This window comes from Citrobacter sp. XT1-2-2, from assembly GCF_023516235.1.
In the GTDB taxonomy this organism is placed as follows: domain Bacteria; phylum Pseudomonadota; class Gammaproteobacteria; order Enterobacterales; family Enterobacteriaceae; genus Citrobacter; species Citrobacter werkmanii.
In genome coordinates this window covers 3,691,980-3,705,431 of the sequence record NZ_CP097324.1, presented here as the reverse complement: position 1 = coordinate 3,705,431, position 13,452 = coordinate 3,691,980, and the positions used below count along the sequence as shown (strand labels likewise).

The 13,452-nt window shown below is 52.2% G+C and carries 12 protein-coding genes; 9 read left to right on the top strand and 3 right to left on the bottom strand.

What is annotated here, in order from left to right; translation table 11 throughout:
* Positions 1–104 precede the first annotated feature (104 nt).
* The 7 genes from clpP to fadM all read left to right on the top strand — a co-directional run bounded on the left by clpP (position 105) and on the right by fadM (position 8,316).
* Positions 105–728, top strand: a complete 624-nt coding sequence (gene clpP / locus M4I31_RS17735) for an ATP-dependent Clp endopeptidase proteolytic subunit ClpP (RefSeq protein WP_032939995.1) — start codon at positions 105–107, stop codon at positions 726–728.
* A 126-nt stretch (positions 729–854) separates the two neighbouring features.
* Positions 855–2,129, top strand: a complete 1,275-nt coding sequence (gene clpX / locus M4I31_RS17730) for an ATP-dependent protease ATP-binding subunit ClpX (protein ID WP_003831013.1) — start codon at positions 855–857, stop codon at positions 2,127–2,129.
* A 184-nt stretch (positions 2,130–2,313) separates the two neighbouring features.
* The gene (gene lon / locus M4I31_RS17725; protein ID WP_038638272.1) at positions 2,314–4,668 is read left to right on the top strand and encodes an endopeptidase La; all 2,355 of its coding nucleotides are present in this window, start codon (positions 2,314–2,316) and stop codon (positions 4,666–4,668) included.
* Positions 4,669–4,877: 209 nt separating this feature from the next.
* Entirely contained in the window at positions 4,878–5,150 is a 273-nt protein-coding gene (gene hupB / locus M4I31_RS17720; protein ID WP_003021629.1) for a nucleoid-associated protein HU-beta, read from the top strand.
* Positions 5,151–5,417: 267 nt separating this feature from the next.
* On the top strand, positions 5,418–7,292 hold the full coding sequence (gene ppiD, locus M4I31_RS17715; protein WP_085047635.1) for a peptidylprolyl isomerase: 1,875 nt from the start codon (positions 5,418–5,420) through the stop codon (positions 7,290–7,292).
* A 146-nt stretch (positions 7,293–7,438) separates the two neighbouring features.
* Complete coding sequence (locus M4I31_RS17710; RefSeq protein WP_085047634.1) at positions 7,439–7,813, top strand: helix-hairpin-helix domain-containing protein; 375 nt, start codon at positions 7,439–7,441, stop codon at positions 7,811–7,813.
* 104 nt (positions 7,814–7,917) lie between these two features.
* On the top strand, positions 7,918–8,316 hold the full coding sequence (gene fadM, locus M4I31_RS17705; protein ID WP_038638282.1) for a long-chain acyl-CoA thioesterase FadM: 399 nt from the start codon (positions 7,918–7,920) through the stop codon (positions 8,314–8,316).
* A gap of 58 nt (positions 8,317–8,374) precedes the next feature.
* On the opposite strand, the gene queC is transcribed toward fadM, so the two are convergent.
* Together queC and M4I31_RS17695 are read right to left on the bottom strand one after the other, a co-directional pair.
* Complete coding sequence (gene queC, locus M4I31_RS17700) at positions 8,375–9,070, bottom strand: 7-cyano-7-deazaguanine synthase QueC (protein ID WP_038638285.1); 696 nt, start codon at positions 9,068–9,070, stop codon at positions 8,375–8,377.
* A gap of 64 nt (positions 9,071–9,134) precedes the next feature.
* Positions 9,135–10,835 (bottom strand): SgrR family transcriptional regulator, encoded by a 1,701-nt coding sequence (locus M4I31_RS17695; RefSeq protein WP_085047633.1) that lies wholly within the window; start codon positions 10,833–10,835, stop codon positions 9,135–9,137.
* A 100-nt stretch (positions 10,836–10,935) separates the two neighbouring features.
* Here M4I31_RS17695 and cof point away from each other — a divergent pair, with 100 nt between their 5' ends.
* Positions 10,936–11,754: an HMP-PP phosphatase gene (gene cof, locus M4I31_RS17690; RefSeq protein WP_069323962.1), complete on the top strand. Its 819-nt coding sequence runs from the start codon at positions 10,936–10,938 to the stop codon at positions 11,752–11,754.
* Between the two features lie 50 nt (positions 11,755–11,804).
* On the opposite strand, the gene M4I31_RS17685 is transcribed toward cof, so the two are convergent.
* Entirely contained in the window at positions 11,805–12,860 is a 1,056-nt protein-coding gene (locus M4I31_RS17685) for a PLP-dependent cysteine synthase family protein (protein ID WP_139815545.1), read from the bottom strand.
* Positions 12,861–12,976: 116 nt separating this feature from the next.
* Between M4I31_RS17685 and decR the strand changes: the two genes are divergently transcribed.
* Positions 12,977–13,435: a DNA-binding transcriptional regulator DecR gene (gene decR / locus M4I31_RS17680; protein ID WP_003831023.1), complete on the top strand. Its 459-nt coding sequence runs from the start codon at positions 12,977–12,979 to the stop codon at positions 13,433–13,435.
* Positions 13,436–13,452: the final 17 nt, after the last annotated feature.

Below are 13,452 nucleotides of genomic sequence, written 5' to 3'. Positions count from 1 at the left end.
ATTATGGCGATGTCGTACCCATTACTGAGGGACTAGCTGATAATCCGTCCATAAGGTTACAATCAGCACAGCAGGTTTTTTCAAATTTTATCCAGGAGACGGAAATGTCATACAGCGGCGAACGAGATAACTTTGCACCCCATATGGCGCTGGTGCCGATGGTCATTGAACAGACCTCACGTGGTGAGCGCTCTTTTGATATCTATTCTCGTCTACTTAAGGAACGCGTCATTTTTATGACTGGCCAGGTCGAAGACCATATGGCTAACCTGATTGTGGCGCAGATGCTGTTCCTGGAAGCAGAAAACCCGGAAAAAGATATCTACCTGTACATCAACTCCCCTGGTGGGGTAATTACTGCCGGGATGTCTATCTATGACACCATGCAGTTTATTAAGCCGGACGTCAGCACCATTTGTATGGGCCAGGCGGCCTCAATGGGCGCGTTCCTGCTGACTGCCGGGGCGAAAGGTAAACGTTTTTGCCTGCCTAACTCTCGCGTCATGATCCACCAGCCTCTGGGCGGTTACCAGGGCCAGGCAACGGATATTGAAATTCATGCCCGCGAAATCCTGAAGGTAAAAGGGCGCATGAACGAACTTATGGCGCATCATACGGGTCAATCTCTTGAGCAGATTGAACGTGATACCGAGCGCGATCGCTTCCTCTCCGCTTCTGAAGCGGTAGAGTACGGTCTGGTCGACTCGATTTTGACCCATCGTAATTAATGCCCAGTGCGCAGGTGTGCCGCTATAATTACCTGGAGCGGCACAACGCTGACTAGCGTCTTGCGCCTGAGAATGGCATTTGCGTCGTCGTGTGCGGCACAAAGAACAAAGAAGAGGTTTTGACCCATGACAGATAAACGCAAAGATGGCTCGGGCAAATTGTTGTACTGCTCTTTTTGCGGCAAAAGCCAGCATGAAGTGCGGAAGCTGATTGCCGGTCCATCCGTGTATATCTGCGACGAATGTGTCGATTTGTGTAACGACATCATTCGCGAAGAGATTAAGGAAGTAGCACCGCACCGTGAACGCAGTGCGCTGCCGACGCCACATGAAATTCGCAATCACCTGGACGATTACGTTATCGGTCAGGAACAGGCGAAGAAAGTGTTGGCGGTCGCGGTATACAACCATTACAAACGTCTGCGCAACGGCGACACCAGCAATGGCGTCGAGTTGGGCAAAAGTAACATCCTGCTGATTGGCCCGACGGGGTCCGGTAAAACGCTGCTGGCTGAAACGCTGGCGCGCCTGCTGGACGTTCCGTTTACTATGGCTGACGCCACCACGCTGACCGAAGCCGGTTATGTGGGTGAAGATGTTGAAAATATTATTCAGAAACTGCTGCAGAAGTGCGACTACGACGTACAGAAAGCGCAGCGGGGGATCGTCTATATCGATGAAATCGACAAGATTTCTCGTAAATCTGACAACCCGTCCATTACCCGTGACGTTTCTGGCGAAGGCGTACAGCAAGCGCTGTTGAAACTGATCGAAGGTACGGTTGCCGCTGTTCCGCCGCAGGGGGGACGTAAACATCCGCAGCAGGAGTTCCTGCAGGTTGATACCTCCAAGATCCTGTTTATCTGCGGTGGCGCGTTCGCTGGTCTGGACAAAGTGATCGCTAACCGTGTTGAAACCGGCTCCGGCATTGGTTTTGGCGCAACGGTAAAAGCGCAGTCTGATAAAGCCAGCGAAGGTGAACTGTTGTCGCAGGTGGAACCGGAAGATCTGATCAAATTTGGTCTGATCCCTGAGTTCATCGGTCGTCTGCCAGTGGTGGCAACGCTGAGCGAACTGAGTGAAGAAGCGCTGATCCAGATCCTGAAAGAGCCGAAAAACGCCCTGACCAAGCAGTACCAGGCGCTGTTCAACCTTGAAGGTGTCGATCTGGAGTTCCGTGAGGAAGCGCTGGATGCGATCGCCAAGAAAGCGATGGCGCGTAAAACCGGTGCCCGTGGTTTGCGTTCTATCGTCGAAGCCGCGCTGCTTGACACCATGTACGATCTGCCTTCGATGGAAGACGTCGAAAAAGTGGTGATCGATGAGTCGGTGATTGGCGGTCAGAGCAAGCCATTGCTGATTTACGGTAAGCCGGAAGCACAGCAGGCATCTGGCGAATAATTCATCAATTCATACAGACATTTAATTAAAAAGGGGGGATTTTATCTCCCCTTTTATTTTTCCGTAAACATGGCGTTGAATGTGTGGGAAACATCCCCATATACTGACATACATGTTAAAGGTGGTGTGAAGCACAGTCGTACCACCTGATTACCTGGCGGACACTAAACTAAGAGAGAGCTCTATGAATCCTGAGCGTTCTGAACGCATTGAAATCCCCGTATTGCCGTTGCGCGATGTGGTGGTTTATCCGCACATGGTCATACCCTTATTTGTAGGGCGGGAAAAATCTATCCGTTGTCTGGAAGCGGCTATGGACCATGATAAAAAAATCATGCTGGTCGCACAGAAAGAAGCGTCAACGGATGAGCCGGGTGTAAACGATCTTTTCACCGTCGGGACCGTGGCCTCTATTTTGCAGATGCTGAAATTGCCTGACGGCACCGTAAAAGTGCTGGTCGAGGGGTTACAGCGCGCGCGTATTTCTGCGCTGTCTGACAACGGCGAGCATTTCTCTGCAAAAGCGGAGTACCTTGACTCGCCTGCCATTGATGAGCGCGAACAGGAAGTGCTGGTGCGTACCGCTATCAGCCAGTTCGAAGGCTATATCAAGCTGAACAAGAAAATTCCACCAGAAGTGCTGACGTCGCTGAACAGCATTGACGATCCCGCGCGTCTGGCGGACACCATCGCTGCGCACATGCCGCTGAAGCTGGCAGATAAGCAGTCCGTGCTGGAGATGTCCGACGTTAACGAACGTCTGGAATATCTGATGGCGATGATGGAATCTGAAATTGATCTGCTGCAGGTTGAGAAACGCATTCGCAACCGCGTGAAGAAGCAGATGGAAAAATCCCAGCGCGAGTACTATCTGAACGAGCAGATGAAAGCTATTCAGAAAGAACTCGGCGAGATGGATGATGCGCCGGACGAAAACGAAGCGCTGAAACGCAAAATCGACGCGGCGAAAATGCCGAAAGAGGCAAAAGAGAAAGCCGAAGCAGAGCTGCAGAAGCTGAAAATGATGTCTCCGATGTCGGCGGAAGCGACCGTGGTCCGTGGCTACATCGACTGGATGGTACAGGTACCGTGGAATGCGCGTAGCAAGGTCAAAAAAGACCTGCGTCAGGCGCAGGAAATCCTCGATACCGACCATTACGGTCTGGAACGCGTCAAAGACCGTATCCTTGAGTATCTCGCGGTTCAAAGCCGTGTGAACAAAATCAAGGGGCCGATCCTGTGTCTGGTTGGGCCGCCGGGGGTAGGTAAAACTTCTCTGGGCCAGTCCATCGCGAAAGCGACCGGGCGTAAATACATCCGTATGGCACTGGGCGGCGTACGTGATGAGGCTGAAATTCGCGGTCACCGCCGGACCTATATCGGTTCGATGCCGGGTAAACTGATCCAGAAAATGGCCAAAGTGGGCGTTAAAAACCCGCTGTTCCTGCTCGATGAGATCGATAAAATGTCTTCCGACATGCGTGGCGATCCGGCTTCCGCGCTGCTTGAGGTGCTGGATCCAGAGCAGAACGTGGCGTTCAGCGATCACTACCTGGAAGTGGACTACGATCTCAGCGACGTGATGTTCGTTGCGACTTCGAACTCCATGAATATTCCGGCGCCGTTGCTGGATCGTATGGAAGTGATCCGTCTGTCCGGCTACACCGAAGACGAGAAGCTGAATATTGCTAAACGTCACCTGTTGCCGAAACAGATTGAGCGTAACGCGCTGAAAAAAGGCGAGCTTACGGTCGACGATAGCGCCATTGTGGGCATTATTCGTTACTACACCCGTGAAGCGGGCGTGCGTAGTCTGGAGCGTGAAATCTCTAAACTGTGCCGCAAAGCCGTGAAGCAGTTGCTGCTCGACAAATCGCTGAAACATATTGTGATCAATGGCGACAACCTGCACGACTACCTGGGCGTACAGCGCTTTGACTATGGTCGCGCGGACAACGAAAACCGCGTCGGTCAGGTGACCGGTCTGGCGTGGACGGAAGTGGGCGGCGATCTGCTGACCATCGAAACCGCCTGCGTTCCGGGTAAAGGCAAGCTGACCTACACCGGTTCTTTGGGTGAGGTAATGCAGGAGTCTATTCAGGCTGCACTGACCGTGGTGCGCGCGCGCGCGGAAAAACTGGGTATTAATCCGGACTTTTACGAAAAACGCGACATCCACGTTCACGTACCGGAAGGGGCGACGCCGAAAGATGGTCCAAGTGCCGGTATTGCCATGTGTACCGCGCTGGTTTCTTGTCTGACCGGTAACCCGGTACGCGCCGATGTGGCGATGACCGGCGAGATCACTCTGCGTGGTCAGGTGCTGCCAATCGGTGGTTTGAAAGAAAAACTGCTGGCGGCGCACCGTGGCGGCATTAAGACGGTCTTAATTCCAGATGAAAACAAACGTGACCTGGAAGAGATTCCGGACAACGTGATTGCCGATCTGGACATCCATCCGGTGAAACGCATCGAGGAAGTTTTGACGCTTGCGCTGCAAAATGAACCCTCTGGAATGCAGGTTGTGACCGCAAAATAGTGACCTCGCGCAAAGAGCACTAATAAAAACAGGGCTGGCAGGCCATTTCGGACTTGCCAGCCTTTTTTTGTATAGCTAATTTAGATGACGGATTAGGCTTGCCATCATTAACGGGTGTTGTAAGGGCATGGCAGGCCTGATATAACTGCTGCGCGGTCGCACTTTGAAGGATTCAGGTGCGATATAAATTATAAAAGAGGAAGAGAAGAGTGAATAAATCTCAACTGATCGACAAAATTGCTGCAGGGGCTGATATCTCTAAAGCTGCGGCTGGACGTGCGTTAGATGCAATTATTGCTTCTGTTACCGAATCCCTGAAGGAAGGCGATGACGTAGCGCTGGTAGGTTTTGGTACTTTTGCCGTTAAAGAGCGTGCTGCCCGTACTGGTCGCAACCCGCAAACAGGTAAAGAGATCACCATCGCCGCGGCTAAAGTACCGGGCTTCCGTGCAGGTAAAGCACTGAAAGACGCGGTAAACTAAGTGATTTCCCCTTTGGGGATGTGACGAAGTACAAGGGCGCATCAACTGATGTGCCTTTTTTATTTCTGATTCCGGTACTTTCTACGTGTTGTGGGCTGACAATTGCCCCCGTTTCTTGTCACAATAGGCCTTTGTGCGCAGCGTTCAGGAAACGCTATGCTGCGTGAAGCATATATACTCAAAATCCTTGCCGCCGTTGTTGTAACAACGTGCAGGCGGCTTGAAGGATAACGCGTATAGTCATCTACAGCGGAGTGTGGTTACACCATGATGGACAGCTTACGCACGGCTGCTAACAGTCTCGTGCTCAAGATTATTTTCGGTATCATTATCGTGTCGTTCATTTTGACCGGCGTGAGTGGTTACCTGATTGGCGGGGGCAACAATTACGCCGCCAAAGTGAATGGCCAGGAGATCAGCCGCGGGCAATTCGAGAATGCGTTCAATAGCGAACGTAACCGCATGCAGCAACAGTTGGGCGATCAATACTCTGAGCTGGCGGCGAATGAAGGCTATATGAAAACGCTGCGTCAGCAGGTGCTGAATCGTCTTGTAGACGAAGCGCTGCTGGATCAATACTCCCGCGAGCTGAAGCTCAATATCAGCGACGATCAGGTTAAACAGGCTATTTTCGCCACGCCTGCTTTCCAGGTGGACGGCAAATTTGATAACAACCGCTACAATGCGATTGTTAATCAAATGGGAATGACCGCCGATCAGTACGCTGAGGCATTACGTAATCAGCTTACTACCCAGCAGTTGATCAACGGCGTTGCCGGTACGGACTTCATGCTGAAAGGCGAGACCGATGAGCTGGCGGCGCTGGTCGCACAGCAGCGTATCGTGCGTGAGGCGACGATTGACGTTAACGCGCTTGCCGCGAAGCAATCCGTTACCGAGCAGGAAGTTGCCAGCTACTACGAGCAGAATAAAAACAACTTCATGACGCCGGAACAGTTCCGCGTGAGCTACATCAAGCTGGACGCTGCTGCACTGCAGGAGACGGCCAGCGATGCTGATATTCAGTCTTACTATGACCAGCATCAGGACCAGTTCACTCAGCCGCAGCGTAACCGCTACAGCATTATTCAGACGAAAACGGAAGATGAAGCTAAAGCGGTACTGGATGAGTTGAGCAAAGGCGCAGATTTCGCTGCGCTGGCGAAAGAAAAATCAGCCGACATCATCTCTGCCCGTAAAGGTGGCGATATGGGATGGCTGGAAGATTCCACCACTCCGGATGAGCTGAAAAATGCCGGCCTGAAAGACAAAGGCCAACTGTCCGGTGTGATTAAATCTTCCGTTGGTTTCCTCGTTGCGCGTCTTGATGACGTACAGCCTGCGCAGGTTAAACCGCTGAGCGAAGCCCGTGACGACATTGCGGCGAAAGTGAAGCAGGAAAAAGCGCTGGATGCGTACTATGCGCTGCAGCAGAAAGTGAGCGATGCAGCCAGCAACGATAACGAATCCCTGGCGGGTGCGGAGCAAGCTGCCGGTATGAAAGCGGTTGAAACGGGCTGGTTTAGCCGTGACAGTCTGCCGGAAGAGCTGAATTTCAAACCCGTCGCTGACGTCATTTTCAATGGGGGTCTGGTTGGCGAGAACGGTACGCCTGGCAGTAACTCTGACATCATTACCGTGGATGGCGATCGCGCGTTTGTGCTGCGTATTGCAGAGCACAAAGCCGAAGCCGTTAAGCCACTGGCTGAAGTGAAAGAGCAGGTTACTGCGCTTGTTAAGCACAATAAAGCAGAGCAACAGGCTAAGCTGGATGCTGATAAACTGCTGGCGGACCTGAAAGCCGGTAAAGGCGATGAAGCGATGAAAGCCGCGGGTCTGAGCTTTGGTGAGGCGAAAACGCTGAGCCGCACTGGTCAGGATCCTCTGAGCCAGGCAGCCTTTGGTCTGAGCCTGCCAGCGAAAGACAAACCGAGCTACGGCGTGGCGAACGATATGCAGGGTAACGTTGTTCTGCTGGCGCTGGACGAAGTGAAAGCGGGTTCGATGCCTGAAGCGCAGAAGAAAGCGATGGTTCAGGGGATCACCCAGAACAACGCGCAGATTGTGTTTGAAGCGCTGATGAGCAACCTGCGTAAAGCCGCAAAAATTAAAATCGGTGACGCGCTGGAGCAACAGCAATAACCGAGGCTGCTCGCAAAAAATTGCAAAAAGTTGTATTAACCAAAGGCCGCTTTCGCGGCCTTTTCCATTTCTGTTATTTGCCGTTTGTCTGCTGTTCCGCACCTCGCTATCGTGATTCCACTGTTAACAAACACGGAGAAAACAGTATGAAACATGGAATCAAAGCCCTGCTTATCACCCTTTCATTGACCTGCGGCGCTATGGCCCAAAGCGCATTGGCTGCAGAGCCCGTTGCCAAAAACCAGGCGACTCAAACCAAAGCGGATGCTTCCACAGTGGCGCAAAGCAAGGCTACGCAACCCGCTAAAGCAAGCGATGATGAAGGCAGCAGGGTAAGCATCAACAGCGCTTCTGCGGAGGATTTAGCGCGAGTGATGAATGGGGTCGGACTGAAAAAGGCTCAGGCCATTGTCAGCTATCGAGAAGAGTACGGGCCATTTAAAACGGTCGATGATTTAAAGCAGGTGCCGGGGATGGGAAGTTCTTTGGTAGAGCGTAACCTGGCAGTTTTAACACTTTAATAACTTGCAGAGCGCTGAAATTTTGCCAGACTATAGAGGTCATACCAGTTATGGCCTCTTCACCCTGAATATGTACATATAAAAAAACGTAAGGTTTCTGCGCTATGCAAACACAAATCAAAGTCCGTGGTTATCATCTTGATGTCTATCAGCACGTCAACAATGCCCGTTATCTTGAGTTTCTGGAAGAAGCACGCTGGGATGGGCTGGAAAACAGCGACAGCTTTCAGTGGATGACCGCTCACAACATCGCTTTTGTGGTTGTGAATATTAATATCAACTATCGCCGTCCGGCGGTGCTGAGCGACCTGCTGACTGTTACCAGTCAGGTACAGCAGTTAAATGGCAAAAGCGGTGTGTTGAACCAGACTATCACCCTGGAGCCGGAAGGACAGGTGGTAGCAGATGCGTTGATTACCTTCGTCTGTATTGATTTGAAAACGCAAAAAGCGCTACCGCTGGAAGGAGAGTTGCGCGAGAAACTGGAACTGATGGTGAAGTAGTGGCTGCGAGTGCTTGTAGGCCGGATAAGCAAAGCGCCATCCGGCATCGCTCAACTCATTACTTTAACCCGGTTTTCTGCTTCATCGCCGTCATCACTGCCGGTTTATCCGCCAGATAATGGTTAAGACCGTTGGCGCGCAGATTACAGGCCGCGCAGTGACCACAACCGTCACCTTTGATACCGTTATAGCAGGTCAGCGTTTCTTCGCGTACCAGGTCCAGCTTGCCCCAGTAATCGGCCAGCGCCCAGGTTTCGGCTTTATCGATCCACATCAGCGGAGTTTCAAAGCGGATATCTTTTGCCATCCCCAGGCTCACGGCATGGTTCAGAGCCTTGACGAACTCATCGCGACAGTCAGGATATCCAGAGAAGTCGGTTTCACAAACGCCGGTAATGACCGCCTCTGCCTGTACCTGATATGCGTAAATCGCCGCCAGCGTTAAAAACAAAATATTGCGTCCGGGCACAAAGGTATTGGGAATGCCGTTCGCATCCGGTTCGTAATCAGGCACCGGAATGTTATCACGGGTCAGGCTACTGACAGCCAGTTCGCTAAGCAGCGTGACATCAAGCACTTTGTGCGCACGCGCGCCGAGTTTTAAGGCCAGATCACGTGCGACATCAATCTCAGCGCGATGGCGCTGACCATAATCAAAGGTCACGCAGTGCACTTCATCATACTGATGTAGCGCTTGCGCCAGACAGGTCGTGGAGTCCTGACCTCCACTGAATACAACAACGGCACGTTTCATGGCTTTTCCTGACAAATAACGAAACCCATATGGTAGCGCCTGGACGTGGTGTCGACCAGCTTCTTCATGTTGAAGGGGGCGGTAACCAGGCTTCGGTGAACTCAAACCAGCCGCGAGGATTCAGGCGAACACCGTTCACGCCCGGTGGCGCGCTAATACGATAGTGATAATTGAACAGCGGAGTCAGCGTGGCATCATGCATCAGCGTGGCGAACACTTGCTGTAACGCCGCATAACGATCGTCTTCATTGGCCTGGACTTGCAGGGCATCCAGCGTGGTTTGCAAGTGCGTGTATTCAGGCGCATTGAGTACATGTGACCACAGTTGATCGCAACGTAACCACTGTTCGAGGGTATATTCAGGCGCTTCGCCAATCAGTCTGTCTCCCATCATCAGGTCGGCCTGCGCTAAAGGATGATTACCGTCCCAGTTTTTAGCATTATGAAATATAAGCGTTAATTCACAGCCGAGTAGCGCCAGCGCCTGGCGAAGCTGTTCAGCCATGGCATGTAGTTCAACCGGCAGGTGATACGCCAGCGTCAGTTTTTCCGGTAGCGCTACCTCGTTCAACTCATCCCATTGCGGGATCGTCCATCCAGGCAGCAGCGCATTGCTTGGGGTTATCAGGTTTTCATCTACCTCCAGCGTTTGTAGCAGGGAAGAGCGATGGATAATATTGACCAGCCTGCGGGCTTGCAAGGTATTCAGGCGCGCGCTTTTTCTGAGCGTGAGATAGCAAAAACCGAGGCTTATCCCGCTGCTCACCTGGCTTAGCATGGGCAACTCTTCGGGTTTACCTATCGCTATTTGCACCGGATGGCGACAGCTGGTGCCCAAGTCCTGGGAGAAGAGTTGCGGAGTTATCCAGTATTCGATCGCTTTCAGGAGTGGATGACTCAGGTGGTAGTGATCGTGACTCTCGATACGCACCAGCTCAGGGGTAAACAACGTCAACCGGAACGGACCGGTACCCACAAATGGGTGCTCAGGATGTGCCAGGTGACTGCTGTAGCTTGCCAGGCGGTGCGCCAGCCAGAAGTCGGGACGATGCAGAATAAAGGTCAGACACTGGGGATGGGTCACCTCAATACGTTTGACGCTGATAAACAGCTTATTCAGCGCGGGTAGTTCTAACAGCTTCAGCAACTGCTGATGTAGCTGCGTACTGCTGACGGCATCGCCGTTATGCCAGTACAGCGTGGAGCGAATATAGAAATCCCAACGCAGGCCGTCGGCGGAGATATTCCAGTGGTGAGCTAAATCACCGCAGGGGCGTTGTGTATGCGTGTCAAACCGGGTCAGGCCAGAGAATACCTGCCCGGCGAGATGTTGCTCTGCGCGGCCAGGGAGAAATCCGGGGTGCAAAGGGTCGAGCTGGCGGTAATAGGGGATACGCAGGGTTGGCGTGTCGTTTTGCCACTGACCGCCCATAAACGGTTGTAGCAGGGTTCTTAATTCACCCGGCGCCAGTTGGGCCAGCTCCAGCACGCTAAGCTGTTCCCCCTTTTGCAGCGCCTGCTCCATCATGGTATTGCGTAGTGAGTCCGGCGTAACTAAAAAACGTAGCTGCCCGCGTTTACCCCGCCCCGATTGGGCGTGCCACTCCAGCCAGCCTGCATCCTGCGCTTGTTTTAACAAGGTTCGCACGTGGCGTTCGCTGCAAAAACAGCGTTCAGCCAGTTCGCCAATGGTCACCGACTGCGGCTCCCCGTTCGAGGGTTGCCACAGGCGTTGGTATTGATTTAGTCGGTTCAATAGTCGCATATAAACCCGGAACAATTCATTTTATCTATTCACTATTACTTCCGTATATCTCAGGTGATACTGAATCACAAGTTAACCGCCTCACAGTGTGGAGAAAGAAATGGCTCGTCTGGCTGCATTTGATATGGATGGCACTCTTTTGATGCCGAATCACCATTTAGGTGATGAAACGCTTTCAACGCTGGCGCGCCTGCGTGAACGTGATATCACTCTGACATTTGCCACCGGTCGCCATGTGCTGGAGATGCGCCACATTCTGGGTTCTATTTCGCTGGATGCCTTTTTAATCACGGGTAACGGTACGCGCATTCACTCGCTGGAGGGTGATGTGCTGCACCGCCAGGATCTGGATCCGAATGTTGCGGATAGTGTATTGCACCAGAAGTGGGACACCACGGCCAGCATGCATGTCTTTAATGACAACGGTTGGTTCACCGGACAAGAAATTCCAGCGCTGCTTCAGGCGCATGTGTATAGCGGATTTCGTTACCAGATCGTGGATGTGAAACGTATTCCCGCCCACCAGGTAACGAAGATCTGTTTCTGTGGCGATCATGACACGCTGATCCGTCTGCGCATTCAACTCAATGAGGCGCTGGGTGAACAGGCGAATCTCTGTTTCTCCGCGGTTGATTGCCTCGAGGTGCTGCCGCTGGGATGTAATAAAGGTTCTGCGCTGGCGGTATTAAGCAACCACTTAGGTTATTCAATGGCCGAGTGTATGGCGTTTGGCGATGCCATGAACGATCGCGAAATGTTAAGTAGCGTAGGGCGCGGCCTGATTATGGGTAACGCGATGCCGCAACTGATTGCTGAACTGCCTCATTTATCGGTGATTGGGCATTGCCGTAATCAGGCAGTATCACACTTTTTGACGCATTGGCTGGACAATCCGCATCTACCTTATTCCCCCGAATGAGAGATCCCTTCCAGCAAGCCAGACTTCGCGTCTGGCTTTTTTTTGTCTGATTAGTGGGTATTCAGGAGTTGAGCCAGCTCCGCTTTCCACGGCGTTAAATCACCGATGTGCGTGTCGACCCACTGCGGGTTGTAATAGGTTTCCAGATAACGTTCGCCGCTGTCACACAACAATGTCACCAGCGATCCCGTTTCTCCTGCATCGTGCATACGGGCGGCAAGTTGTAATGCTCCCCACATGTTGGTGCCGGTTGAGGCGCCAACTTTACGGCCTAGCTGCGTCTCCAGCCAGTGCGCGGTGGCCACGCTGGCGGCATCCGGCACGCGCAGCATTTCATCGACCACATCAGGAATAAAAGACGGTTCTACGCGTGGGCGACCGATACCTTCGATTTTGCTACCTACCGGGCTGCGTAAGGTTGCATCGCGATCTTGCCAGAAGGGCAGAAAGACCGAGTTTTCTGGATCCACCACCATCAAACGAGTGTCGTAGCCCTGACAACGAATATAACGGCCAATGGTCGCCGAGGTACCGCCGGTTCCGGCACTCATCACGATATGCCGGGGAACGGGGTTGGGCTCGCATTGCATCTGCCGAAAGATACTGTCGGCAATATTATTGTTACCGCGCCAGTCGGTGGCGCGCTCAGCGTAAGTGAACTGATCCATGTAATGGCCGTTCAGCTCACGCGCCAATTGTTCAGAAGCCGCATAAATTTCGCAGGCGCTTTCCACGAAATGACAGCGCCCGCCGTAAAACTCAATCTGTTCAATTTTACGTTTCGCAGTACACGAAGGCATAACGGCGATAAACGGTAATCCTAACAGACGGGCGAAATACGCTTCGGAAACCGCCGTTGAGCCGGATGATGACTCGATGATGGTAGTGCCTTCTTTGATCCAGCCATTGCACAGTCCATACAGAAACAGTGAGCGTGCCAGACGATGTTTCAGGCTCCCGGTCGGATGCGTGCTCTCATCTTTTAAATAGAGCTGAATGCCCGGAAACGCCGGGAGCGACAGACGAATGAGATGCGTATCCGCAGAACGTTGATAATCCGCGTTGATTTCATTGATGGCGTTTTTAACCCAGGAGCTATTCATCATTAAAAGATATCCATTTGTCATTTTGTGCCCAGAATAGCGAAAAGCACGGAAAAAATTGTTGCCATTTAGCCTTTAAAATAGAATGTAAGGAGAAAATTCTTCTCTGTGGAGTGGATATGTTAGACAAAATTGACCGTAAGCTGCTCGGCTTACTGCAACAAGACTGCACCCTTTCTTTGCAGGCGTTAGCAGATGCCGTTAATCTGACTACCACCCCTTGCTGGAAACGCCTTAAACGGCTTGAAGATGATGGTATCCTGCTGGGTCGAGTCGCCCTGCTGGATCCCGAAAAACTGGGGCTGGGCTTAACCGCGTTTGTGTTGATCAAGACTCAGCACCACAGCAGCGAATGGTATTGCCGCTTTGTCACCGAAGTCACCGGAATGCCGGAAGTTCTGGGATTCTGGCGTATGGCAGGGGAGTATGACTACCTGATGCGGGTCCAGGTCGCCGATATGAAAAGCTATGACGAATTTTATAAGCGCCTGGTGAACAGCGTGCCGGGCCTGTCTGATGTCACCTCCAGCTTTGCGATGGAACAGATTAAATACACAACTGCTCTACCGATTGAATAATTCTCCCGGCGCTCATT